A 20,956-nucleotide genomic window follows, 5' to 3' on the forward strand; every position below is an offset into this window, starting at 1 on the left:
ATGAAACAACTGGTGCTCGACCTTGGCGCGGAACCCGCGCAGAGCCTTGAAACCTTCGAGGTTGGACAGAATGCCGAATTGACGCACGTGATGCACCAGTTCGCGGAACGCGCATCGCGCGAACACTTCGCCTACCTGTGGGGCGAGGCCGCGGCCGGCAAGACCCACCTGCTGCACGGCCTGGCCGCGACCGGGCACGCGCGCTACCTCACCCCGGAGTCATCGGCCGAGGACTTCACCTTCGACCCGTCCGTCACCCTGTACCTGGTGGACGACTGTCACCGGCTCTCGCCCGAGCGCCAGATCGATGCCTTCGCCCTGTTCAACCAGGTGCGCGAGCACGGCGCCTACATGGTGAGCACGGGGCCGGTGCCGCCGGCCGTGCTGCCGGTGCGCGAGGACCTGCGCACGCGCATGGGCTGGGGCCTGGTGTACCAGATCCACGGTCTCTCCGACGAAGAGAAGATCGCCGCCCTCACCCATGCGGCCGAGGCACGCGGTTTGACGCTGTCGGCCAGCGTGTTACCCTACCTGCTGTCGCACTTCCAGCGCGACATGCGGTCGCTCTCGACCATGCTCGACGCGCTGGACCAGTATTCCCTCGAAACCCAGCGTCCGGTGACCCTGCCGCTGCTGCGCGACCTGTTGCTCAAGACGGACCCCAAGAATGACTAAGCTGGCGATTTTCGACCTCGACCACACCCTGCTGCCGATCGATTCGGATTACGAATGGGGCCAGTTCCTGGTGCGCACGGGCGCGGTCGATCCGGTCGAGTTCAAGCGCCGCAACGACGATTTCTTCGAGCAGTACAAGGCCGGCACGCTCGACCCGGTCGAATACCTGGAGTTCGCGCTCGGCACGCTGGCGCGCTACCCGCGCACGCAATTGGCCGCGATGCAGGAACAGTTCATGGCCGAAGTGATCCGGCCCGCGATCCGCGATTGCGCGCGCGACCTCGTGCGCAAGCACCAGGAGGCGGGCGACCTGGTCTGCATCATCACCGCCACCAACCGCTTTGTCACCGAACCGATCGCCCGCGAGTTCGGCGTCGAACACCTGCTGGCGGCCGAGCCGGAGATCGACGAACAGGGCAACCTGACCGGGCGCCTGCTCGGACCGCACACCTCCGGCGCCGGCAAGGTCACGCACATGCACGCATGGCTGGAGCGTCTCGGCCACGAGTTCGGGCAGTTCGAAAGCACCCATTTCTACAGCGATTCGCACAACGATATCCCGTTGTTATCCGTCGTCAGCCACCCTGTCGCGACCAACCCCAACGCGGCGCTCATGCGCCACGCACAGGCGCAGGGCTGGCCTTTACTTCATCTGTTCAATGATTAAAAAATTCATCCGCAAAATCCTCGGCAAAAAAGAGGGAGCCAACGGCAACACCGAGCCCGTCGTGCTCGGGCCCGGGCAGCACAAGATCGACCCCAAGCTGGTGTCGTCGAATGCGCTGCGCGTGACCCAGACCTTGCAGGATGCGGGCTATGAAGCATTCGTGGTGGGCGGCGCGGTGCGCGACCTGCTGCTGGGCGTGAAGCCCAAGGATTTCGATATCGCGACCAACGCGACGCCCGAGCAGGTCAAGCGCCTGTTCCGCCGCGCTTTCATCATCGGCAAGCGCTTCCAGATCGTGCACGTGATGTTCGGACAGGACCTGCTGGAAGTGACGACCTTCCGCGGCGCCTCGCAGGACAACGCCCCCAAGGACGAGCATGGACGCGTCCTGCGCGACAATAACTTCGGTCCGCAGCACGAGGATGCGGCGCGGCGCGACTTCACCATCAACGCGATGTACTACAACCCTGCCACGCAGGAAGTGCTGGACTACCACGGCGGCATCGAGGACATCGCCTCCAAACAGCTGCGCATCATCGGCCAGCCGGAAGCCCGCTACCGCGAAGATCCCGTGCGCATGCTGCGCGTGGTGCGCTTCGCCGCCAAGCTGCAGTTCACGATCGAGCCTGCCACGCGCGCGCCCATCCCCGTGATGGCGCCACTGATCAATAACGTGCCCGCCGCGCGCGTGTTCGACGAGATGCTCAAGCTGCTCATGAGCGGCCACGCGCTGGCCTGCCTCCAGCAACTGCGCAAGGAAGGCCTGCACCACGGCCTGCTGCCGCTGCTGGACGTCGTGCTGGAGCAGCCGATCAGCATGAAGTTCGTGACGCTGGCGCTGGAGTCCACCGACCGCCGCGTCATGGCCGGCAAAGGCGTCTCGCCGGGCTTCCTGTTCGCGTCGCTGCTGTGGCACCAGGTGCTGGAAAAGTGGAATGCGTACAAGGCCGCCGGCGAATCGCCGATCCCTGCCCTGCACCTGGCCGCCGACGACGTGCTGGAAGACCAGACCGAAAAGCTCGCGCTGCAGCGCCGGATCGGCTCCGACATGCGCGACATCTGGTCGATGCAGCCGCGCTTCGAGCGCCGCCAGGGCAAGGCGCCGATCAAGCTGCTGGAGAATCCGCGCTTCCGCGCAGGCTACGACTTCCTGCTGCTGCGCTGCGAATCGGGTGAACTGGACGCCGAACTGGGCGAATGGTGGACTGCCTTCTACGAGGCCGACCCGGAGCAGCGCGAGGAACTGATCGCGAACGCACCGAGCGGCAACGGCGGCGCCAAGCGCAAACGCAGTCCGCGGCGTGGTCCGCGCAGCCGCAACCGCGGCGAGAACGGCGGCGGTTCCGGCGGCTCGGGCGACGGCGGGGAATGATCGCCTACATCGGCATCGGCGCCAACCTGGGTGACGCCCGCGCCAACGTCGAGGACGCGCTGGAGCGCATCGCGCGCATGCCTCACACGATGCTGAAGGCGCGCTCGTCGCTGTACCGCACGGCGCCGATCGATTCGTCCGGCGACGATTACATCAACGCGGTTGCCTGCGTCGACACCGCGCTGGACGCGCACGGCCTGCTCGACGCCTTGCAGGCGATCGAACTGGCGCACGGGCGCGAGCGGCCCTACCGCAATGCGCCGCGCACGCTGGACCTCGACGTCCTGCTCTACGGCGACGCCATCATCGACAGCGCGCGCTTGCAGGTGCCGCATCCGCGCATGACGGCGCGCGCGTTCGTGCTTGCTCCCTTGCTCGAGATCGCGCCGCAGGCCGATATTCCCGGCGCAGGTCCCGCCGCGGCTTTCCTCGCGGGCGTCGCAGGCCAGGCGATCGAAAGGCTCGCGTGATGCTGTTCCCTCAGATTCCCGTCGTGGTGCAGACGGCCGTCCTGCTGGCACTGTCGAACATCTTCATGACCTTTGCCTGGTACGGGCACCTCAAGAACATGGCGTCCAAGCCTTGGCTCGTGGCCGCGCTGGTCAGCTGGGGCATTGCCCTGTTCGAGTACCTGCTGCAGGTTCCGGCCAACCGCATCGGGCACACCGAGCTGTCGCTGTCGCAGCTGAAGATCATGCAGGAGGCGATCACGCTGACGGTGTTCGTGCCGTTCGCGATGTTCTACATGAACCAGCCGTTCAAGCTCGACTACGTGTGGGCCGGCCTGTGCCTGATGGGCGCGGTCTACTTTATCTTCCGGTCGTAAGCAGTTTTTTGGCGGCCGCATTACACTGGCGCTTTGTTGCGCCTTTTTTATTGAACTGACGGGGGACCTATGAGCGGGTATTTGCAGGGCAAGGACATGGCGGGCGGCGACAAGCCGGTGACGCCAGCGAAACCGGTGGCCAAGGCGGTCACGGTGCCTTCCCTGAACGCCATGCGCGCGGCAGGCAGCAAGATCGCCATGCTGACCTGTTACGACGCCAGCTTCGCGTCGCTAATGGACCGCTGCGGCGTGGAAGTGCTGCTGATCGGCGATTCGCTCGGCATGGTCTGCAGTGGCCACACCTCCACCCTGCCGGTAACGGTGGACGACATCGCGTACCACACCGCCGCAGTCGCGCGCGGGAACAGCAACGCGCTGGTGGTAGCTGACCTGCCGTTCGGCGCCTACGGCACGCCGGAGACCGCCTATGCCAACGCCGTCAAGGTGATGCAGGCCGGCGCGCAGATGGTCAAGCTGGAAGGCGGCGCGTGGCTGGCCGATACCGTGCGCTTCCTCACCGAACGCGCGGTGCCGGTGTGCGCGCACGTCGGCCTGACCCCGCAGTCGGTGCACCAGCTGGGCGGTTACAAGGTGCAGGGCAAGACCACCGAAGGCGCGGACACCATGAAGAAGGATGCGCTGGCGCTGCAGGCGGCCGGCGCGCAGCTGATCGTGCTGGAAGCGATTCCGTCCGCACTCGGCAAGGAAGTTACCGAGCTGCTGGCGATCCCCACCATCGGCATCGGCGCGGGCCCGGACTGCTCGGGCCAGGTGCTGGTCATGCACGACATGCTGGGCGTGTTCCCCGGCCGCAAAGCGCGCTTCGTGAAGAACTTCATGGAAGGGCAGACCAGTATCGAGGCAGCCGTTACCGCCTACGTCAGCGCGGTGAAGGACGGATCGTTCCCCTCTGTGGAACACTGCTTCTGAGGCGATCATGAGCGTGCGCCTGTTCCTCGCATTGTGGCCGGACGAAGCGATCCGGCAGCGGCTGACGGAGTGGCGCGACGCGTGGCGCTGGCCCAACCACGCCGCGCCGGTGGCGGACGCGAAGCTGCATCTGACGCTCAACTTCCTGGGCAGCGTGGAAGAAGAACGGCTGCCCGAACTGGTGGCAGGATTCGAGGTGCCGTTTACGCCGTTCGAGGTCGAGCTGGGAAGGCCGGTGGTATGGCACCAGTCGATCGCGGTGCTCGAGCCGCTGGCGATTCCGCCTGAACTGATCGAGCTGCATGCGCGCCTGAACGAACGCGTGGCGGCGCTTGGCCTGCCAGTCGAGGAGCGCGCCTACAAGCCGCACGTGACCATGGCGCGGCGGGCGGGCAATGCCACGCCGCCACAGGGCCTGGAAGCGCTGCGGTGGCAGGTGGATGGGTATGCGCTGGTGCAGTCCAAGCTCGGCGCCGGCGCCGAATACGGCGTTGTACGCTCGTATTCATAGGGGACATTCCCCAGCGGGGACCGTCCCCAACCTTCACACCTGGATCCAGGTGGTTTTCAGCTCGGTGTATTTGTCGAATGCGTGCAGCGACTTGTCGCGGCCATTGCCCGACTGCTTGTAGCCGCCGAACGGTACGGTGATGTCGTCGTTGTCGTACTGGTTCACGTGCACGGTGCCGGCGCGCAGCGCGCGCGCCGTGCGAATCGCTTTCGACATGTCCGCGGTCCACACCGCCGCCTGCAGGCCGTACTGCGTCGCGTTGGCCTGGCGTACCGCCTCGTCGAGGTCGGTGAACGTCAGTACCGACAGCACGGGGCCGAAAATCTCTTCCTGCGCGATCTTCATGCTGCTGTCCACGTTGTCGAACAGCGTCGGCTCGACGTAGAAGCCACCTGTGTCGAGCCGCGCCTGCGCGCCGCCGTGCAGCAGCGTGGCGCCCGACTGCTTGCCCGATTCGATGTAGCCCATCACCGTGTTCAGCTGGGTCGCATCGACGATCGCGCCCATCACCGTTTTCTCGTCCAGCGGATCCCCAGGTGCGAAGCGCGGCATCATCTTCATGGCCTTCTCGAGGAACGCGTCCTTGATCGGCGCTTCGACGAACAGGCGCGAAGGCGCATTGCAGCTCTCGCCCTGGTTGAAGTAGATCGAGCCGATCGCCGCCTTCACAGCCGCGTCGAGGTCGGGGCAGTCGGCGCACACGATATTGGCCGATTTTCCGCCCAGCTCCGTCCACGCGCGCTTGAGGTTCGACTGGCCCGCCATCTGCAGGATCTGCTTGCCGACGCGGGTCGAGCCGGTAAAGGCGATGCAGTCCACGTCCATGTGCAGGCCGAGCGCCTGCCCCGCTTCCGCTCCGTAGCCGGGCAGCACATTGAACACGCCGGCCGGAATGCCGGCCTCCAGCGCCAGCTCCGCGAGCCGCAACGCGGTCAGCGGCGACTTTTCGGACGGCTTGAGCACCAGGCTGTTGCCTGCGGCGAGCGCAGGGCCGATCTTCCACGCAGCCATGATCATCGGGTAGTTCCACGGGACGATGGCTGCCACCACGCCGACCGGCTCGCGGGTGATGAGCGCGAGGCTGTTGTCCGGCGTCGGCGCGACCTGGTCGTAGATCTTGTCGACCGCCTCGGCATACCAGCGGATGCAGTTCTGCGTGGCCGGTACGTCGACGGCACGGCTGTAGCGGATCGGCTTGCCCATGTCGAGGGTTTCGAGCAGGGCAAGCTCGTCCTGGTGCTGCATGATCAGGTCCGCGAAGCGGATCAGGATGCGCTTGCGTTCGGCCGGCGCAGCGCCGGCCCAGCGGCGGTCCTCGAAGGCGGCACGCGCGGCGGCGACAGCGGCATCCACGTCGGCAGCTTCGCAACGCGCGACTTCCGCCAGCTTGCGGCCATCGATGGGGGACAGGCAGTCGAAGCGCTTTCCCGACAGCGCGTCGACGCGTTTGCCATCGATGAAAGCGCGGCCGTCGATGGAGAGTGAGGCGGCGCGGTCGTGCCAGGTGGTAGTGGACATGGGTGTTCCTTGTGCATTTTCGATAATTTTTAAATATACCAGCGATCCCGCCATTTCAGCGGATGCGGCTACCGGAGATTCAGTAAGGGTCCCCCGCTTCCGCAGGGTGCCGGGTCATTCAAGCGGGCGGGTCGGGCCGGATTTCATGCCGGCGGCGCGGATGGCGGCATTGAGCGCGTCGATGCGCGACTGCATGGACGGGTGCGATGCGGCATAGTGGGACAGCTCGGTCAGCGCGTCCGGCTCGCCCTTCATCGATTCGAACAGCTCGGTCGCGCCGCCAGCGTGGCCATAAAGGCAATTCAGCGTGCGCAGGGCGGCGGCATCGGCCGCCTCCTCGCGGCTGCGCGAGTAGCTTGCCGCGCCAAGGTGGCCGACCGGGGCAAGCAGCTCGGTCAGGCCGGCGTCGCTCCCGAGCAGCACCGCCGACACGCCGAACAGCACGAGGCCGCGTCCCAGGCCGCGCAGGTGGTCGCGGTGCGTGATGTGCGCAAGCTCGTGGGCGAGCACGAACGCCAGCCCGTTCTCCGATTTCACTTCGTCCATCAGCCCTGAAAAGACGACGATCTGCCCGCCGGGCATGACGGCCGCATTCGGCGTTTCCGATTCCGCGAACGTGACCCGGGCCGGGGTGCGCACCCCGGCACAGGCGCGCATGCCGTCCACCATGGCCTGCAGGCGCACTTGCTGCGGCGCCGGCTTTCCCTGCGCCGGGGCCGGCGTTGAAGGCATCAGCTCGTACAGCCGGGCCTCCGTCTCGTGGCTCATGTTGTCCACCATCGCGTCGACCGCAAGCCCCAGCAGCCAGAAGCCCACCGCCGCGATCACGGCGATCACGCCCAGGATCACCACGAAATCCTTCAGCGGGTGCTCCTGCGAGACATTGTCGTTCTGCCCGGGGAGCGAAGGCTTGTATTCCATCGTTCTCAGTCGCGGTAATAGATGGCGGTGCCGTAGGCGAGCACTTCGACCGAACCGACACTGCCCGGTGCGGCGCCGGAGATCGACGAGGTTTCGATGCGCAGGTTGACGATTTCGTGCGCACCCGGGCAGCTTTCCTTCAGGCGCAGCACGGCTTCACGGCGTGCGCGGTCGATCAGGGTTTCGTGCGATTTGACTGCGCCGCCGACCAGCGAGCGCAGGGAAGCAACCGCGCGCTTGAAGTAGTCGATCGCCACCACGCAGCTGCCATGCACCAGCACGCTGCTTTCGACGCGCCGGGCCGGCTGCAGCAGGTAGCGCGACGAGGTCGATGGCAGGTGCAGCCACTCCTTCTCGCGCTGGACGATGGAACGGTAATGCCTGGCCTCTGCCGCGCGCCCGAACACGTAGCCCAGTACGATTGGAATGATCCAAATCGCAAGCGTATCAGGATCTCGAACATGAAATCAGTCCACCGTCACCGCGGTGCCGTAGACATAGATCTCCGCCGCGCCCTGCGCGACCGACGAGGTCGAGAAGCGCACGTTGACGATGGCGTTGGCGCCCATCTGCGCTGCCTGCGATTTCATGCGCTCGATCGCGTGGTCGCGCGACTCTTCCAGCAGCTCGGTGTAGCCGCGCAGTTCGCCGCCCACGATGTTCTTCAGGCCTGCCATGATGTCCCGGCCGACGTGTTTCGCGCGCACGGTGCTGCCCGACACGACGCCGTGGCAGGCACTGATCGTCTTGCCCGGGATGGTTTCGATATTCGTCATCAACATGGTGTGGTTCCTTTGCCTTGCAAAATTGCAAAGTAGTAATTTATCAGCTTTTGCTCCCCATTTTTTTGTTTCCGCCGGAATGGCGCCCTGTTTCAATTTTTTTTTGGTCCCGGCCAATGACCCTGCGGCGGTTTTCTGGGGCTATAATCGCGAATTTTTCGGACGGCAAATTTCCTGCCGCTACTTCGGCCCGGCCCCTGCGGAGCAAACACCTACATGAACGCCACCCTGATTTCTTTTGTTGCGCTGTATTTACTCGGCACCCTCGCGCTGGGCGTGTGGGCCGGCTCGCGCATCAAGAACACTGCCGACTTCGCCATCGCCGGTCGCAGCCTGCCGCTCATCATGGTGGTCACGACCACGTTCGCCACCTGGTTCGGCGCCGAAACGGTGATGGGCATCCCGGCCAAGTTCGTGCAGGGCGGCCTGTCGGCCATCGTCGAGGACCCGATCGGCGCGGGCACCTGCCTGATCCTGGTGGGCATGTTCTTCGCGGCCCGTCTGTATAAACTGAACCTGCTGACGATCGGCGACTACTACCGCCAGCGCTATGGCAAGGGCATCGAAGTGTTCTGCTCGTCCGCGATCATCCTGAGCTACCTGGGCTGGGTGGCCGCGCAGATCACCGCGCTCGGCCTCGTGTTCTCCGTGCTGACCAACGGCGCGATGTCCGAGACCGCCGGCATGATCGTGGGGACGCTGGCGGTGCTGATCTATGTGGTGGTGGGCGGCTTCCTGGCCGTGGCGCTGACCGACTTCATCCAGATGATCGTGCTGGTGGTCGGCCTGTCGGTCATCGCGTACTTCTCGGCAGACCTGGCCGGCGGCGCCGCCAACGTCCTGGCCACCGCGGACGCGAGCTCGCTGTGGAACTTCCTGCCGCCGGCGACCTTTACCGATATCGCCTTCTTCATCGGCGCGGCCGTGACCATGATGTTCGGCAGTATCCCGCAGCAGGACGTGTACCAGCGCGTGATGTCCGCCAAGGACGCGCCGACCGCGCGCACCGGCGCCGTGATCGGCGGCGCCAGCTACATCCTGTTCGCAGCGGTCCCGATGTTCATCGTGCTCGCCGCCGTCACCGTGATGGGCCAGGCCGGCCTGGACATGGCAAAGGACGACTACCAGCGCCTGCTGCCGACCTTCATCATGACCAAGATGCCGCTGATTATGCAGATCCTGTTCTTCGGCGCGCTGCTCTCGGCGATCAAGAGCACCTCGTCGGCGACGCTGCTGGCGCCGTCCACCAGCTTCGTCGAGAACATCCTGAAGAACCTCCGCCCCGGCATGACCGACAAGGAGCGCCTGTTCGCAATGCGCTGCTCGATCGTCGTGTTCGCGGCGCTGGTGCTGGTGTATGCGATCGCCATGCAGGGCACCTCGATCTATGACCTGGTGTCGAGCGCGTACCAGGTCACGCTGGTCGGCGCATTCGTGCCGCTGGTGATGGGCCTGTACTGGAAGCGCGCGACGACGCAGGGCGCCATCGTCTCGATCGCGGCGGGTGTGTTCACCTGGATCTTGTTCTTCCCGCAGGTGTCCGGCCTGGGCGAGCAGTTCCCTGGCCAGCTGGCAGGACTGCTGGCGGCATTCGCCGGCATGGCAGCGGGTTCGCTGGCGCCGCAGGTGCTCAGGAACCGCCACGAAGCGGCCGAACAACTGAAGCAAGCCAGCGCCTGACGCGGGGCTAGAGGTCCGCGAGGGTATCGTCCAGGCTCTTGCGGATCCGCTTCACCATCTCGTCGATATCATCCGTCGACATGACCAGCGGCGGCGCGACGATCATCCTGTCGCCGACCGCCCGCATGATGACGCCGTTGTTGAACATGTGCGCCCTGCACTTCATGCCCACGCCTTCGGACGGCGCGAACAGCTCGTGGTCGTGCAATCGCTCGCCCTTGCGGCGCACCAGGTTCAGCCCCGCGACCATGCCGTAGCTGTTGGCATGGCCCACCAGCGGATGCTCCGCCAGTTTTGCGAATTGCTGCTTGAGGTAAGGACCGGTGGTCTCCGCCACGCGCTCCACCAGCTTTTCCTGCACGATGATGTGCAGGTTCTCCAGGGCGGCCGCGCACGCGACCGGGTGCCCGGAGTACGTGAAGCCGTGCGCGAATTCGCCGCCTTTCGCGACCAGCACATCGCCCACGCGGTCGCCTACCAGCACGCCGCCCATCGGAACGTAGCCTGAGCTGACGCCCTTCGCGAATGTCATCAGGTCCGGACGGATGCCGAACGACGTCGACCCGAACATGGTCCCGAGCCGGCCGAAGCCGCAGATCACCTCGTCGGCAATCATCAGGATGTCGTACTTGTCGCAAATGCGCTGCACTTCCGGCCAGTAATTCGCGGGCGGAATGACCACGCCGCCGGCGCCCTGGATCGGCTCCGCGATGAAGGCGGCCACCTTGTCGGCGCCCAGCTCCACGATTTTTTCCTCCAGCGAGCGGGCCGCCATCAGCCCGAACTCTTCTTCCTCCATGCCCTTGCCGCATTCGAAGTAGTTCGGCTGCATCACGTGCACGATGCCGGGAATCGGCAGCCCGCCCTGCGCGTGCATGCCGGCCATGCCGCCCAGCGACGCTCCCGCAACGGTGCTGCCGTGGTAGGCGTTGTGGCGGCTGATGACGATGTGGCGCTCGCTGTATCCCATCAGGTCCCAGTAGCGCCGCACGATGCGCAGGTTGGTGTCGTTGCCCTCCGAGCCGGACCCCGTGAAGAACACGCGCGAGAAGCCGGGAGGCGCCAGCTCCGTCAGCCGCGTGGCCAGCTGCACCGCCGGCACATTGGTCGTGTTGAAGAAGCTGTTATAGAAGGGCAGCGTCATCATCTGCTTGTACACCGCGTCGGCGATGCTGGCGCGGCCGTAGCCCACGTTCACGCACCACAGCCCCGACATGGCGTCCAGTATCTGGTTGCCTTCCGAGTCCCATACATAGATGCCCTCGCCGCGCACGATCACGCGCGCGCCGCGGCCGGACAGCTCCAGCGAATCGGTGAATGGGTGCAGGTAGTGCGCCGAGTCGAGCTTCTGGATCGCGCGGGTGTCGAAGTTTTCCATGGACGGCTCCTTACACGTGCAGCAGCAGATGTTCGCGTTCCCAGGGACTGATGACGGTCATGAATTCCTGGTGCTCCAGCTCCTTGACCGCCGAGTACACGTCGATGAAACGCTCGCCCAGCATCTCGCGCAGCTTTTCCTCGCGGCGCAGCAGGTGCAGCGCTTCGGACAGCCCCTGCGGCAGCTCGACCTCCAGGTCATAGGCGCTGGTCTTCACCATCGGCAGCGGTTCGATCTGTTCCAGCATGCCGAGGTAGCCGCATGCCAGCGTGGTGGCCAGCGCAAGGTAGGGATTGGCGTCCGCGCCGATGATCCGGTTCTCGACGCGGCGGTCGGATGCGCCCGACACCGGCACGCGGAAACCGACCGTGCGGTTGTCCTCGCCCCACTGGATGTTGATCGGCGCGGCGGTGTGGCGCACGATGCGGCGGTAGGAATTCACGTAGGGCGCGACGATCGCCATCGCCGACGGCATATAGCGCTGCAGGCCGCCGATGTAATAGCGGAACAGGTCGGACGCAGTGCCGTCCGGATTGGAGAAGATGTTCTCGCCGGTGCGGCCGTCCACCACGCTCTGGTGCACGTGCATCGCCGACCCCGGCTCGCCGGCCATCGGCTTGGCCATGAAGGTGGCGTACATGTCGTGCTTGAGCGCGGCCTCGCGCAGCGTGCGCTTGAAGTAGAACACCTTGTCGGCCAGGCCGAGCGGCTCCCCGTGCAGGAAATTGATCTCCATCTGGCCGGCGCCGATCTCGTGGATCAGGGTGTCGACGTCGAGGTTCATCAGTTCGCAGTAGTCGTAGATGTCCTCGAACAGCGGATCGAATTCGTTGACCGCGTCGATGCTGTACACCTGGCGGCTGGTCTCGGCGCGGCCGCTGCGGCCGGCCGGCGCGCGCAGCGGCAGGTCCGGGTCGGTGTTGCGGGCGGTGAGGTAGAACTCCAGCTCCGGCGCAACGCGCGGCTCCCATCCCTTGTCGCGGTACATCTTGAGCACGCGCCGCAGCACCGAGCGCGGGGCGAAGTCGACCAGTTCGCCGTTGGCGAAGTAGCAGTCGTTGATCACCTGCCCGGTCGGGTCGGCGGCCCACGGCACCATCGTGATCGTGGTCGGGTCGGCCTTCAGGATCATGTCGCGGTCGGTGGTGGAGATCGCGTGGTCGTAACGCTCGTTGTCCACCGGCGAATTGCCGGTCACGGTCATGCCGAGGATGATCTCGGGGATGCGCATGCCGCGGTCCTCGGTGAACTTAGTGCGCGGCAGGATCTTGCCGCGCGCGACCCCGGTCAGGTCGGGGATCAGGCACTCGATTTCAGTGACCCGCTTCTCATTGAGCCACAGGTCCATGTCGGTGTAGGTGAAATTCTCGCGGATAGCCATGTTGTTCTCTCAGGGGTCTGCATTCGCGCCGGGTGCACTCGCCGGCGCACGGTGGGTTGTCGATCAGGCCGCGGAGCTAGGGTTCGCGCAGTGGGAGCATGCTCCTGTACTGGCGGCAGGCGTCGCCGAAGGCATTGAACAGCTTGCGCGAATCCTCGTTCTCCTGCGCCCGCCATTCGGGGTGCCACTGCACGCCCAGCACGAAGCCGGGCGCGGACGGGCAGGAAAACGCTTCGACCAGGCCATCCTGTGCAAACGCTTCGGCGGCCAGCGATGGCGCCAGCTGCGCGATTCCCTGGCCGTGCAGCGAGTTCACGGTGATCCGGCCCGCCTGCATGATGTCGGCCAGCTTGCCTCCGGCAGCCAGCTCGAGGGCGTGCGCGGGACCGTATTGCTCGTCCAGCGGCGCGGCCGGGTCCTCGCGGTGGTCCATCATTCCCGGCACTTCCTGCACGGCCTGGTGCAGCGTGCCGCCCAGCGCCACGTTCACTTCCTGGAAGCCGCGGCACACCGCCAGCAGCGGGATGCCGCGCTCGATCGCGGCCTTGATCAAGGGTAGCGTGGTCGCGTCCCGCGCCGGATCGCGCGGCAGCGCAGGGTTGTGCACATCCTGTCCGTAGTGGGAGGGATCGACGTTCGAAGGGGAACCGGTGAGCATCACGCCGTGCGCGACGCCCAGTACGGAATCGAGGTCGGTCGCGCTGCCCAGCGCCGGCAGGATCAAGGGCGAGCAGCGCGCGCCCTGCGCCACCGCATCCACGTATTTGAACTGGACGGTGTGGTAGGGATGGTTCCCCAGCTTGGCGGAACACGCGGTAACAAGGACGATCGGTTGGCGCATGATGTCTTCATCATATGCCAACTTGCATTATTTTGAGCGCAACGTTGCGGATAAGTACGCTAACGCGGCGTCAAGGACGGTGTCCTTGCTCTTTCTCAAGTCGGCGACCGTGGGCCGAACGAGAATGGAAGGTTGGATTCCGACGCCCACGAACGGTCGGCCGTCCGGGTAGGTGTCCTGCTTGGTGCACACGCGCGCCTGGCCGCCACCCGGCAGGCGGAAGAACAGCGGCTGGCCGGTGCTGCCGCCGGTCGGCTCGCCGATGATCGCGCCGCGTTTCATGTTATCGAAGGCCAGCGCGAAGTCCTCTGCGGCCGAGTAGGTCGCGCTGCTGGTGAGCACTGCCACCGGCCCCTTGAACAGGCGCTCGCCGTCCGCCTTCCACTGTCCTGCGCCTTCCGCGAACATCCGCGCCGGCCGGCCCCATGCGCGGAACGCCGGATGGTATTCGCGTGTCGACCATTTCGTGGTGGTGAAGGGCTTGTCGGTCAGGGTGCCGAGCACGCGGTAGCCCACGTCCGAGTTTCCGCCGCCGTTCGCTCGCACATCGATCACCAGGGCGCGCGCCTTCCGGATCTGCGGCCACGCCGCCATGAAGCCGTCCGCCGCCTGCTGGTCGCCAAAGCCGTTCAGCGCCACGTAGGCCACGCCGCCCGGCAGCATCTTCATCACGAACGGCTCGGTCCGGGGCGCGCTCTTGCGCCATTGCGACAGCGGCACGCGGGCGATGTCCGCGGTGAACCGCTTGCCGCTCTTGCCCACGAAAGTGACCTTCACCGTCTTTTCGGCGTCGCCCGACAGGAAGCTGTACGCGTGCGTGCGCCGCTCCAGGTCCTGCGGCGTGGACGCGCTCTGGTAAGGCGCGAGATCGCGCGCGATATACGCGGCCACAGGCATGCCATCCACCTCCGTCACCTCGAGGCCCGGCACGATCCCGCGCGCCTCCAGTTCGGGCGAAAACACCGATTCGACGAATACGCGGCCTTCGACCGGCATGGTACGCATCAGCGGGCGCGCCCAGACCTTGTCCCACAGCTGCTCGGGGGGATAGACGTTGGTATGGCCGTCCTGCAGCCTGGCGATCAGCTCCGTCAGCACACGGTAGTACTCCGCGGTCGAGCGCGTCGCCCGCACCTTGGGAATGTAATCGAGATAGAGCTTGTCCCAGTCGAGCTTCTTGAGCGTCGCGGTGTACACGAAGTTGTACTTCACCTCGGACCACACTTTGGACAGGCCGGCGATCTTTTCGTCTTCGGTAAGGCTTTCCGTGTACCCGGATGCCAGGGCCGGGGAGTTGTACAAGCGCGCCTCCAGCACCTGTTTCTGCCTCATCGCGTCGATCAGTCCGGGCCAGCGAGGGTCGCCCTTCAAGCTGTCGAAGTCGGTGTCGGCGGCGGTGTGTTCCGCCTCCACCCAGCCCTCTTCGATTGCGCGGGTGAGGGTGGAGATGGCGTTGTCGCGTTCACCGGCCAGCGCGAACGAACACGCAGCGTTGTACAGCAGCGCGGCATTCGGCGCCTTGTCGAACTCCTGCAGGTACAGCGATGCTGCCTGCCTGAAGTGCTTATCCTGATATGCCTTCGCGGCCTCCATTTCGGACGCATGCGACAGGGAAGCACACAGCGCAATCGCTGCGCAGGCAAGGATGTGGCGGACCATAAGTAACCCCGTGTTTTGGACCGGCGGATTCTACCTCGCCACCGGCGCGGCGTGAACAAAAAAGCTACCATATGGGTCACTGCCTTCGTGGCCGCCTTTCCGGAGAACCGCATGATCAAGCTGCACGACCCTACCCTGCTGCGCCAGCAGTGCTACATCGACGGCACATGGCTCGACGCCGACGGCGGCGCCACCATCGCCGTGCACAACCCGGCCAACGGGGAGCTGCTGGGCAGCGTGCCGCGCATGGGCGCCGCCGAAACCAGGCGGGCGATCGAGGCCGCCAGCGCCGCCTGGCCCGCGTGGCGCAAGAAAACGGGCAAGGAGCGCGCCGCAGTCCTGCGCCGCTGGCACGACCTCATGATGGAGAACCAGGAAGACCTGGCAGCGCTGATGACGCTGGAACAGGGCAAGCCGCTGGCCGAATCGAAGGGCGAGATCGCCTACGCGGCCAGCTTCCTGGAGTGGTTCGGCGAAGAGGCCAAGCGCATCAGCGGCGACACGCTGGCGTCTCCGTGGCCGGACCGCCGCATGGTCGTCACCCGCGAGCCGGTGGGCGTGTGCGCCGCGATCACGCCATGGAACTTCCCTGCCGCGATGATCACGCGGAAGGTCGGCCCTGCGCTCGCGGCGGGCTGTCCGATCGTCGTCAAGCCGGCGGAGTTGACGCCCTTCTCCGCGCTGGCGCTGGCGGTGCTGGCCGAACGCGCGGGCGTGCCGAAAGGCGTGTTCAGCGTGCTCACCGGAGACTCCAAAGCCATTGGCGGCGAAATGTGCAGCAATCCGGTGGTGCGCAAGCTGTCGTTCACCGGCTCCACCGAAGTCGGACGGATCCTGATGCAGCAGTGCGCGCCGACGATCAAGAAGCTGTCGCTGGAACTGGGCGGGAACGCGCCGTTCATCGTGTTCGACGACGCCGACCTGGATGCGGCGGTGGAAGGCGCCATCGCCTCCAAATACCGCAATACGGGACAGACCTGCGTGTGCGCGAACCGGCTCTACGTGCAGGACGGCGTGTACGAACAGTTTGCGGAAAAGCTGGCCCAGGCCGTCGGCCGCCTGAAGGTCGGCAGCGGCATGGACGAAGGCGTGACGCAGGGTCCCCTGATCGAAGAGAAGGCCGTTGCCAAGGTCGAGCAGCACATCGCGGACGCGCTGTCCAAGGGCGCGCGCCTGCTGGCGGGCGGCCAGCGCCACGCGCTGGGCCAGACCTTCTTCCAGCCGACCGTGCTGGCCGACGTCGACGCGAGCATGATGGTCGCCCGCGAAGAAACCTTCGGCCCACTGGCGCCGCTGTTCCGCTTCAAGACGGAGGAAGAAGTCGTCGCCATGGCGAACGACACCGAATTCGGCCTGGCGGCATACTTCTATGCCCGCGACATCGGGCGCGTCTGGCGCGTGGCCGATGCGCTCGAGTCGGGGATGGTGGGCGTGAATACCGGCCTGATTTCGACCGAGGTGGCGCCGTTCGGCGGCGTGAAGCAATCCGGTCTGGGCCGCGAAGGTTCAAAGTACGGAATGGATGACTACCTCGTCATCAAGTACGTCTGCATGGGAGGACTGTAGCCGGGACGGCCCGTCAGTATTCGTTGTACTTGCGGGAGCTGCCGCGCACTTTGTCGGCGGGGTACTTTTCGCGGTTGAGGACCATCTTCTCCTGCAGGGCCGCGTCGAGGTCGACGCCAAGGCGGTCGGCAATGCGGATCAGGTAGAAGAAGACGTCGGCAAGCTCGTGGCGCACTTGCCGGAGCTTGTCGTCGCCCAGTTCTGCGCCCTCTCCCGTTTGCAGCCACTGGAAGTGTTCCAGCAGCTCGGCCGCCTCCACCGACAGCGCGGCGGAGAGGTTTTTCGGGGTATGGAATTGCTCCCAGTCGCGCTCGGCGACGAAGGCGCGGACCAGTTCACGCAAACGGACCAGGTCCGCGCCGGTATCCATCAACAGCCGTAGCCGCTCAGGCGCTCCTGGGTCTTCACCGCCAGGTCGGAGGCGGCGCTCACGGTCATGCCGAGGTCGCGCAGGATGCCGTCCTGCAGGCCGTACACCCAGCCGTGCACCGACAGCTGCTGTCCGCGATCCCATGCGTCCTGCACCACCGTGGTTTGCACGGTGTTGACCACCTGCTCCATCACGTTCAATTCGACCAGCCGGTCGGCCCGTTCGCGTTCCGATTTGAGCGCGTCGCCCAGGTAGCAGTCGTGCTTCTGCGCGACGTCCTGCACATGGCGCAGCCAGTTGTCGGCCAGGCCGATACGGCGGTTGGTCAGCGCCGCATGCACGCCGCCGCAGCCGTAGTGCCCGACGATGACGATGTGCTTCACCTTCAGCACGTCCACCGCGAACTGGAGCACCGACAGGCAGTTCAGGTCCGAGTGCACCACCACGTTGGCGATGTTCCTGTGGACGAACAGCTCGCCCGGCGCCATCCCCACCAGCTCATTGGCGGGCACGCGACTGTCGGAGCAGCCGATCCACAACCACTCAGGCGACTGCTGGGCGGAGAGGTTCTTGAAAAAATCAGGATCGAGGTCAAGCTGCTGCTTCGCCCATTCCTCATTGCGCTTGAGGAGTTCGCTGGTGGTCAAGCTCATTCGAAGAAGTCCTTTACTTTGTCTTTCCAGGTTTTGCTCTGCGGGCTGTGCCTGGAGCCGCCTTCGATGGTCAGGCGCTCGAACTCGCGCAGCAGGTCCTTCTGCTTGTCGTTCAGCTTGACCGGGGTCTCCACCTGCACGTGGCAGAACAGGTCGCCCGAGAAGCCGGAACGCACGCCCTTGATGCCCTTGCCCTTGAGGCGGAAGGTCTTGCCGCTCTGGGTGCCTTCAGGGATGGTGAATGCGACCTTGCCGGTCAGCGTCGGCACTTCGATTTCGCCGCCCAGGGTAGCCTTTACGAACGAAATCGGCATCTCGCAATGCAGGTCGTCGCCTTCGCGCTGGAACACCGGGTGCGGCTTGATGTGGATCTCCACGTACAGGTCGCCCGGAGGGCCGCCGTTGGTGCCCGGTTCGCCGTTGCCGGTCGAGCGGATGCGCATGCCGTTGTCGATACCGGCAGGGATCTTCACTTCCAGGGTCTTGTTGCGCTTGATCCGGCCCGCGCCGCCGCAGGCGCCGCATGGCTCGGGGATGATCTTGCCGCTGCCGTGGCACTTCGGGCAGGTCTGCTGCACGCTGAAGAAGCCCTGCTGCATGCGCACCTGGCCATGGCCGGCGCAGGTGGTGCAGGTGACCGGCTGGGTGCCGGGCTTCGCGCCGGAACCGTGGCAGGTGTCGCACTTGTCCCACGACGGGACGCGGATGGTGGTGTCGAATCCGTGCGCGGCCTGCTCGAGGGTGATCTCGAGGTTGTAGCGCAGGTCGGCGCCGCGGTATACCTGCGGGCCCGCGCTGCGGCGGCCGCCGCCGAAGATGTCGCCGAAAATGTCGCCGAACGCGTCCGAGAAGCCGCCGCCGCCGAAGCCGCCACCGCCGCCCATGTTCGGATCGACGCCCGCGTGGCCGTAACGGTCGTAGGCCTCGCGCTTGTCGGGCGTAGTCAGCATTTCGTACGCCTCTTTGACTTCCTTGAACTTGTCCTCGGCGTCCTTGCTGTCCGGATTGCGGTCCGGATGGTACTTCATCGCCAACTTGCGGTAGGCTTTTTTGATCTCGTCCTCTGAGGCGTTCTTTGCGACGCCGAGAACTTCGTAGTAATCACGCTTTGCCATTTGTCGGCACCTTGCTTCTGACTTTTATTGCAAAAAACCGAGCCGCGAACCTGGGGGGTTGCATCGGCTCGGCGTTTCGTCATCCCAGCCTGGGCCGGGACGACGGTCTTACTTGGCGTCTTTAACTTCCTTGAACTCCGCGTCGACCACGTCGTCCTGCTCGGCACGTGCGCCGCCTGCGTCGCCACCTGGCGCCGCGCCGGCCTGCGCACCGGCGCCGGCCTGCTGCTGCGCCTGCTGGTCAGCGTACATCTTCTCGCCCAGCTTCTGCGCGGCGGTCGACAGCGCTGCCACCTTGGCGTCGATGTCGGCCTTGTCGCCCGACTTGATCGAGCCTTCCAGGTCGTTGATCGCCGCTTCGATCTTTTCCTTCTCGCCGGCTTCCAGCTTGTCGCCGTATTCGGTCAGCGACTTGCGGGTGGAGTGGATCAGGGCGTCGGCCTGGTTGCGCGCTTCCGCCAGTTCCTTGAGCTTCTTATCCTCTTCGGCATTCAGCTCGGCGTCCTTCACCATCTTCTGGATCTCTTCTTCGGACAGGCCGGAGTTCGCCTTGATGGTGATCTTGTTTTCCTTGCCGGTGGCCTTGTCCTTCGCGCCCACGTGCAGGATGCCGTTGGCGTCGATGTCGAAGGTCACTTCGATCTGCGGGGTGCCGCGTGGTGCCGGCGGGATGCCTTCGAGGTTGAACTCGCCCAGGGTCTTGTTGGCCTGCGCCATTTCACGCTCGCCCTGGTAGACCTTGATGGTCACGGCCGGCTGGTTGTCGTCGGCGGTCGAGAACACCTGCGAGAACTTGGTCGGGATCGTGGTGTTCTTGTGGATCATCTTGGTCATCACGCCGCCCAGGGTTTCGATACCCAGCGACAGCGGGGTCACGTCCAGCAGCAGCAGGTCCTTGCGCTCGCCCGACAGGACCGAGCCCTGGATCGCGGCGCCGACAGCGACTGCCTCGTCCGGGTTGACATCCTTGCGCGGATCCTTGCCGAAGAAGGCCTTGACCTTTTCCTGCACCATCGGCATGCGGGTCTGGCCGCCGACCAGGATGATCTCGTCGATCTTGGAGATGTCCACGCCCGCATCCTTCATCGCGATGCGGCAAGGCTCGATCGTGCGTGCGACCAGGTCTTCCACCAGCGCTTCCAGCTTGGCGCGGGTGATCTTCATGTTCAGGTGGACCGGCGCGCCGTTCGCCATCGCGATGTACGGCTCGTTGATCTCGGTCTGCTGTGCCGACGACAGTTCGATCTTGGCGCGCTCGGCCGATGCCTTGATACGCTGCAGCGCGATCGGGTCCTTCTTCAGGTCCAGGCCGTTGATCTTCTTGAATTCGTCGATGATGAAGTCGATCAGGCGCTGGTCGAAGTCTTCACCGCCCAGGAAGGTGTCGCCGTTGGTCGACAGCACTTCGAACTGCTTCTCGCCGTCCACGTCCGCGATCTCGATGATCGAGACGTCGAAGGTGCCGCCGCCCAGGTCATACACGGCGATCTTGTGGTCGCCCGAGCTGGCCTTGTCCAGGCCATAGGCCAGGGCTGCCGCGGTCGGCTCGTTGATGATGCGCTTGACGTCCAGGCCCGCGATGCGGCCGGCGTCCTTGGTCGCCTGGCGCTGCGAATCGTTGAAGTAGGCCGGCACGGTGATGACCGCTTCGGTGACTTCTTCGCCGAGGTAGTCTTCGGCGGTTTTCTTCATCTTGCGCAGCACTTCCGCGGACACCTGCGGCGGCGCCAGCTTCTGGTCGCGCACGCGGATCCAGGCGTCGCCATTGTCCGCCTTGACGATCTCGTAAGGCATCAGGCCGATGTCCTTCTGCACTTCCTTCTCGTCGAACTTGCGGCCGATGAGGCGCTTCACCGCGAACAGGGTGTTCTTCGGGTTGGTCACGGCCTGGCGCTTGGCCGGCGCGCCGACGATGATTTCGCCGTCGTCGAGGTAGGCGACGACGGAAGGCGTGGTACGCGCGCCTTCCGCGTTTTCAATGACCTTTGGCTGGCCGTTTTCCATGACTGCCACGCAGGAGTTGGTGGTGCCCAGGTCGATACCGATGATTCTGCCCATGATTGTTATCCTTTTATGCCTGATTTTTGATGTGTCGAATATGGTGAAAACTT

Annotated in this window: 21 protein-coding genes; 9 read left to right on the plus strand and 12 right to left on the minus strand. The window is 65.2% G+C overall.

All coding sequences use genetic code 11. The features are described from left to right. The 7 genes from hda (at position 1) to thpR (ending at position 4,981) form a co-directional block, all read left to right on the plus strand. Positions 1-675 (plus strand): DnaA regulatory inactivator Hda, encoded by a 675-nt coding sequence (hda, locus tag ACFSQR_RS10855; protein WP_377729783.1) that lies wholly within the window; start codon positions 1-3, stop codon positions 673-675. Continuing rightward, positions 668-1,342: an HAD family hydrolase gene (locus ACFSQR_RS10860; RefSeq protein WP_377729784.1), complete on the plus strand. Its 675-nt coding sequence runs from the start codon at positions 668-670 to the stop codon at positions 1,340-1,342. The genes hda and ACFSQR_RS10860 overlap by 8 nt, the downstream gene beginning before the upstream one ends. Then, on the plus strand, positions 1,335-2,714 hold the full coding sequence (gene pcnB, locus ACFSQR_RS10865; protein WP_377729785.1) for a polynucleotide adenylyltransferase PcnB: 1,380 nt from the start codon (positions 1,335-1,337) through the stop codon (positions 2,712-2,714). The genes ACFSQR_RS10860 and pcnB overlap by 8 nt, the downstream gene beginning before the upstream one ends. Then, positions 2,711-3,184: a 2-amino-4-hydroxy-6-hydroxymethyldihydropteridine diphosphokinase gene (folK, locus tag ACFSQR_RS10870; protein ID WP_377729786.1), complete on the plus strand. Its 474-nt coding sequence runs from the start codon at positions 2,711-2,713 to the stop codon at positions 3,182-3,184. Before pcnB ends, folK begins: the two co-directional genes overlap by 4 nt. After that, complete coding sequence (locus ACFSQR_RS10875; protein ID WP_377729788.1) at positions 3,184-3,540, plus strand: DMT family protein; 357 nt, start codon at positions 3,184-3,186, stop codon at positions 3,538-3,540. The genes folK and ACFSQR_RS10875 overlap by 1 nt, the downstream gene beginning before the upstream one ends. Before the next feature lie 69 nt (positions 3,541-3,609). Further along, positions 3,610-4,470 carry a 3-methyl-2-oxobutanoate hydroxymethyltransferase gene (panB, locus tag ACFSQR_RS10880; protein ID WP_377729790.1) on the plus strand — a complete coding sequence of 287 codons (861 nt, stop codon included), beginning with the start codon at positions 3,610-3,612 and terminating at the stop codon, positions 4,468-4,470. Between the two features lie 7 nt (positions 4,471-4,477). Then, positions 4,478-4,981 (plus strand): RNA 2',3'-cyclic phosphodiesterase, encoded by a 504-nt coding sequence (gene thpR / locus ACFSQR_RS10885; protein WP_377729791.1) that lies wholly within the window; start codon positions 4,478-4,480, stop codon positions 4,979-4,981. A 33-nt stretch (positions 4,982-5,014) separates the two neighbouring features. Here thpR and ACFSQR_RS10890 read toward each other — a convergent pair whose 3' ends face one another. The 4 genes from ACFSQR_RS10890 to ACFSQR_RS10905 all read right to left on the minus strand — a co-directional run bounded on the left by ACFSQR_RS10890 (position 5,015) and on the right by ACFSQR_RS10905 (position 8,202). Further along, a complete protein-coding gene (locus ACFSQR_RS10890; protein ID WP_377729792.1) occupies positions 5,015-6,499 on the minus strand; it encodes an aldehyde dehydrogenase in 1,485 nt (494 codons plus the stop codon). Between the two features lie 114 nt (positions 6,500-6,613). Further along, a complete protein-coding gene (locus ACFSQR_RS10895) occupies positions 6,614-7,420 on the minus strand; it encodes a M48 family metallopeptidase (protein ID WP_377729794.1) in 807 nt (268 codons plus the stop codon). A gap of 5 nt (positions 7,421-7,425) precedes the next feature. Next, positions 7,426-7,827, minus strand: a complete 402-nt coding sequence (locus ACFSQR_RS10900; protein WP_377729795.1) for a YbjQ family protein — start codon at positions 7,825-7,827, stop codon at positions 7,426-7,428. A gap of 60 nt (positions 7,828-7,887) precedes the next feature. Beyond that, the gene (locus ACFSQR_RS10905; RefSeq protein ID WP_377729797.1) at positions 7,888-8,202 is read right to left on the minus strand and encodes a YbjQ family protein; all 315 of its coding nucleotides are present in this window, start codon (positions 8,200-8,202) and stop codon (positions 7,888-7,890) included. Between the two features lie 216 nt (positions 8,203-8,418). Between ACFSQR_RS10905 and ACFSQR_RS10910 the strand changes: the two genes are divergently transcribed. Further along, positions 8,419-9,882, plus strand: coding sequence for a sodium:solute symporter family protein (locus ACFSQR_RS10910; protein WP_377729799.1), 1,464 nt, complete (start codon positions 8,419-8,421; stop codon positions 9,880-9,882). A 7-nt stretch (positions 9,883-9,889) separates the two neighbouring features. Here the strand turns inward: ACFSQR_RS10910 and ACFSQR_RS10915 are convergent, their stop codons facing one another. From ACFSQR_RS10915 to ACFSQR_RS10930, 4 genes are all read right to left on the minus strand, one after another. Next, positions 9,890-11,260 carry an aspartate aminotransferase family protein gene (locus ACFSQR_RS10915; protein ID WP_377729800.1) on the minus strand — a complete coding sequence of 457 codons (1,371 nt, stop codon included), beginning with the start codon at positions 11,258-11,260 and terminating at the stop codon, positions 9,890-9,892. A 10-nt stretch (positions 11,261-11,270) separates the two neighbouring features. Next, positions 11,271-12,641, minus strand: coding sequence for a glutamine synthetase family protein (locus ACFSQR_RS10920; RefSeq protein ID WP_377729801.1), 1,371 nt, complete (start codon positions 12,639-12,641; stop codon positions 11,271-11,273). Positions 12,642-12,717: 76 nt separating this feature from the next. Then, positions 12,718-13,482 (minus strand): gamma-glutamyl-gamma-aminobutyrate hydrolase family protein, encoded by a 765-nt coding sequence (locus ACFSQR_RS10925; protein ID WP_377729802.1) that lies wholly within the window; start codon positions 13,480-13,482, stop codon positions 12,718-12,720. Between the two features lie 27 nt (positions 13,483-13,509). Next, positions 13,510-15,141: a S41 family peptidase gene (locus ACFSQR_RS10930; protein WP_377729803.1), complete on the minus strand. Its 1,632-nt coding sequence runs from the start codon at positions 15,139-15,141 to the stop codon at positions 13,510-13,512. Between the two features lie 111 nt (positions 15,142-15,252). Here ACFSQR_RS10930 and gabD point away from each other — a divergent pair, with 111 nt between their 5' ends. Further along, positions 15,253-16,707: an NADP-dependent succinate-semialdehyde dehydrogenase gene (gene gabD / locus ACFSQR_RS10935; RefSeq protein ID WP_377729804.1), complete on the plus strand. Its 1,455-nt coding sequence runs from the start codon at positions 15,253-15,255 to the stop codon at positions 16,705-16,707. 13 nt (positions 16,708-16,720) lie between these two features. Here the strand turns inward: gabD and ACFSQR_RS10940 are convergent, their stop codons facing one another. The 4 genes from ACFSQR_RS10940 to dnaK all read right to left on the minus strand — a co-directional run bounded on the left by ACFSQR_RS10940 (position 16,721) and on the right by dnaK (position 20,903). Further along, a complete protein-coding gene (locus tag ACFSQR_RS10940; protein WP_377729805.1) occupies positions 16,721-17,077 on the minus strand; it encodes a nucleotide pyrophosphohydrolase in 357 nt (118 codons plus the stop codon). Continuing rightward, on the minus strand, positions 17,077-17,730 hold the full coding sequence (can, locus tag ACFSQR_RS10945) for a carbonate dehydratase (protein ID WP_377729806.1): 654 nt from the start codon (positions 17,728-17,730) through the stop codon (positions 17,077-17,079). The genes ACFSQR_RS10940 and can overlap by 1 nt, the downstream gene beginning before the upstream one ends. Next, positions 17,727-18,845 carry a molecular chaperone DnaJ gene (gene dnaJ, locus ACFSQR_RS10950; RefSeq protein WP_377729807.1) on the minus strand — a complete coding sequence of 373 codons (1,119 nt, stop codon included), beginning with the start codon at positions 18,843-18,845 and terminating at the stop codon, positions 17,727-17,729. Before dnaJ ends, can begins: the two co-directional genes overlap by 4 nt. Positions 18,846-18,953: 108 nt before the next feature. After that, positions 18,954-20,903, minus strand: coding sequence for a molecular chaperone DnaK (gene dnaK / locus ACFSQR_RS10955; protein ID WP_377729808.1), 1,950 nt, complete (start codon positions 20,901-20,903; stop codon positions 18,954-18,956). Between the last annotated feature and the right edge of the window lie 53 nt (positions 20,904-20,956).

Source organism: Pseudoduganella sp. GCM10020061, assembly GCF_042683405.1.
Lineage (GTDB): Bacteria > Pseudomonadota > Gammaproteobacteria > Burkholderiales > Burkholderiaceae_D > Telluria.

Bases quoted from the DNA above. Each gene is read 5' to 3' on its own strand.
- ACFSQR_RS10875 (WP_377729788.1), top strand. From the start codon at position 3,184: ATGCTGTTCCCTCAGATTCCCGTCGTGGTGCAGACGGCCGTCCTGCTG.
- ACFSQR_RS10895 (WP_377729794.1), bottom strand. From the start codon at position 7,420: ATGGAATACAAGCCTTCGCTCCCCGGGCAGAACGACAATGTCTCGCAG.
- ACFSQR_RS10920 (WP_377729801.1), bottom strand. From the start codon at position 12,641: ATGGCTATCCGCGAGAATTTCACCTACACCGACATGGACCTGTGGCTC.
- ACFSQR_RS10915 (WP_377729800.1), bottom strand. From the start codon at position 11,260: ATGGAAAACTTCGACACCCGCGCGATCCAGAAGCTCGACTCGGCGCAC.
- gabD (WP_377729804.1), top strand. From the start codon at position 15,253: ATGATCAAGCTGCACGACCCTACCCTGCTGCGCCAGCAGTGCTACATC.
- folK (WP_377729786.1), top strand. From the start codon at position 2,711: ATGATCGCCTACATCGGCATCGGCGCCAACCTGGGTGACGCCCGCGCC.
- ACFSQR_RS10925 (WP_377729802.1), bottom strand. From the start codon at position 13,482: ATGCGCCAACCGATCGTCCTTGTTACCGCGTGTTCCGCCAAGCTGGGG.
- can (WP_377729806.1), bottom strand. From the start codon at position 17,730: ATGAGCTTGACCACCAGCGAACTCCTCAAGCGCAATGAGGAATGGGCG.
- hda (WP_377729783.1), top strand. From the start codon at position 1: ATGAAACAACTGGTGCTCGACCTTGGCGCGGAACCCGCGCAGAGCCTT.
- thpR (WP_377729791.1), top strand. From the start codon at position 4,478: ATGAGCGTGCGCCTGTTCCTCGCATTGTGGCCGGACGAAGCGATCCGG.
- ACFSQR_RS10930 (WP_377729803.1), bottom strand. From the start codon at position 15,141: ATGGTCCGCCACATCCTTGCCTGCGCAGCGATTGCGCTGTGTGCTTCC.
- pcnB (WP_377729785.1), top strand. From the start codon at position 1,335: ATGATTAAAAAATTCATCCGCAAAATCCTCGGCAAAAAAGAGGGAGCC.
- ACFSQR_RS10905 (WP_377729797.1), bottom strand. From the start codon at position 8,202: ATGTTGATGACGAATATCGAAACCATCCCGGGCAAGACGATCAGTGCC.
- ACFSQR_RS10860 (WP_377729784.1), top strand. From the start codon at position 668: ATGACTAAGCTGGCGATTTTCGACCTCGACCACACCCTGCTGCCGATC.
- ACFSQR_RS10940 (WP_377729805.1), bottom strand. From the start codon at position 17,077: ATGGATACCGGCGCGGACCTGGTCCGTTTGCGTGAACTGGTCCGCGCC.
- dnaJ (WP_377729807.1), bottom strand. From the start codon at position 18,845: ATGGCAAAGCGTGATTACTACGAAGTTCTCGGCGTCGCAAAGAACGCC.
- ACFSQR_RS10910 (WP_377729799.1), top strand. From the start codon at position 8,419: ATGAACGCCACCCTGATTTCTTTTGTTGCGCTGTATTTACTCGGCACC.
- panB (WP_377729790.1), top strand. From the start codon at position 3,610: ATGAGCGGGTATTTGCAGGGCAAGGACATGGCGGGCGGCGACAAGCCG.
- dnaK (WP_377729808.1), bottom strand. From the start codon at position 20,903: ATGGGCAGAATCATCGGTATCGACCTGGGCACCACCAACTCCTGCGTG.
- ACFSQR_RS10890 (WP_377729792.1), bottom strand. From the start codon at position 6,499: ATGTCCACTACCACCTGGCACGACCGCGCCGCCTCACTCTCCATCGAC.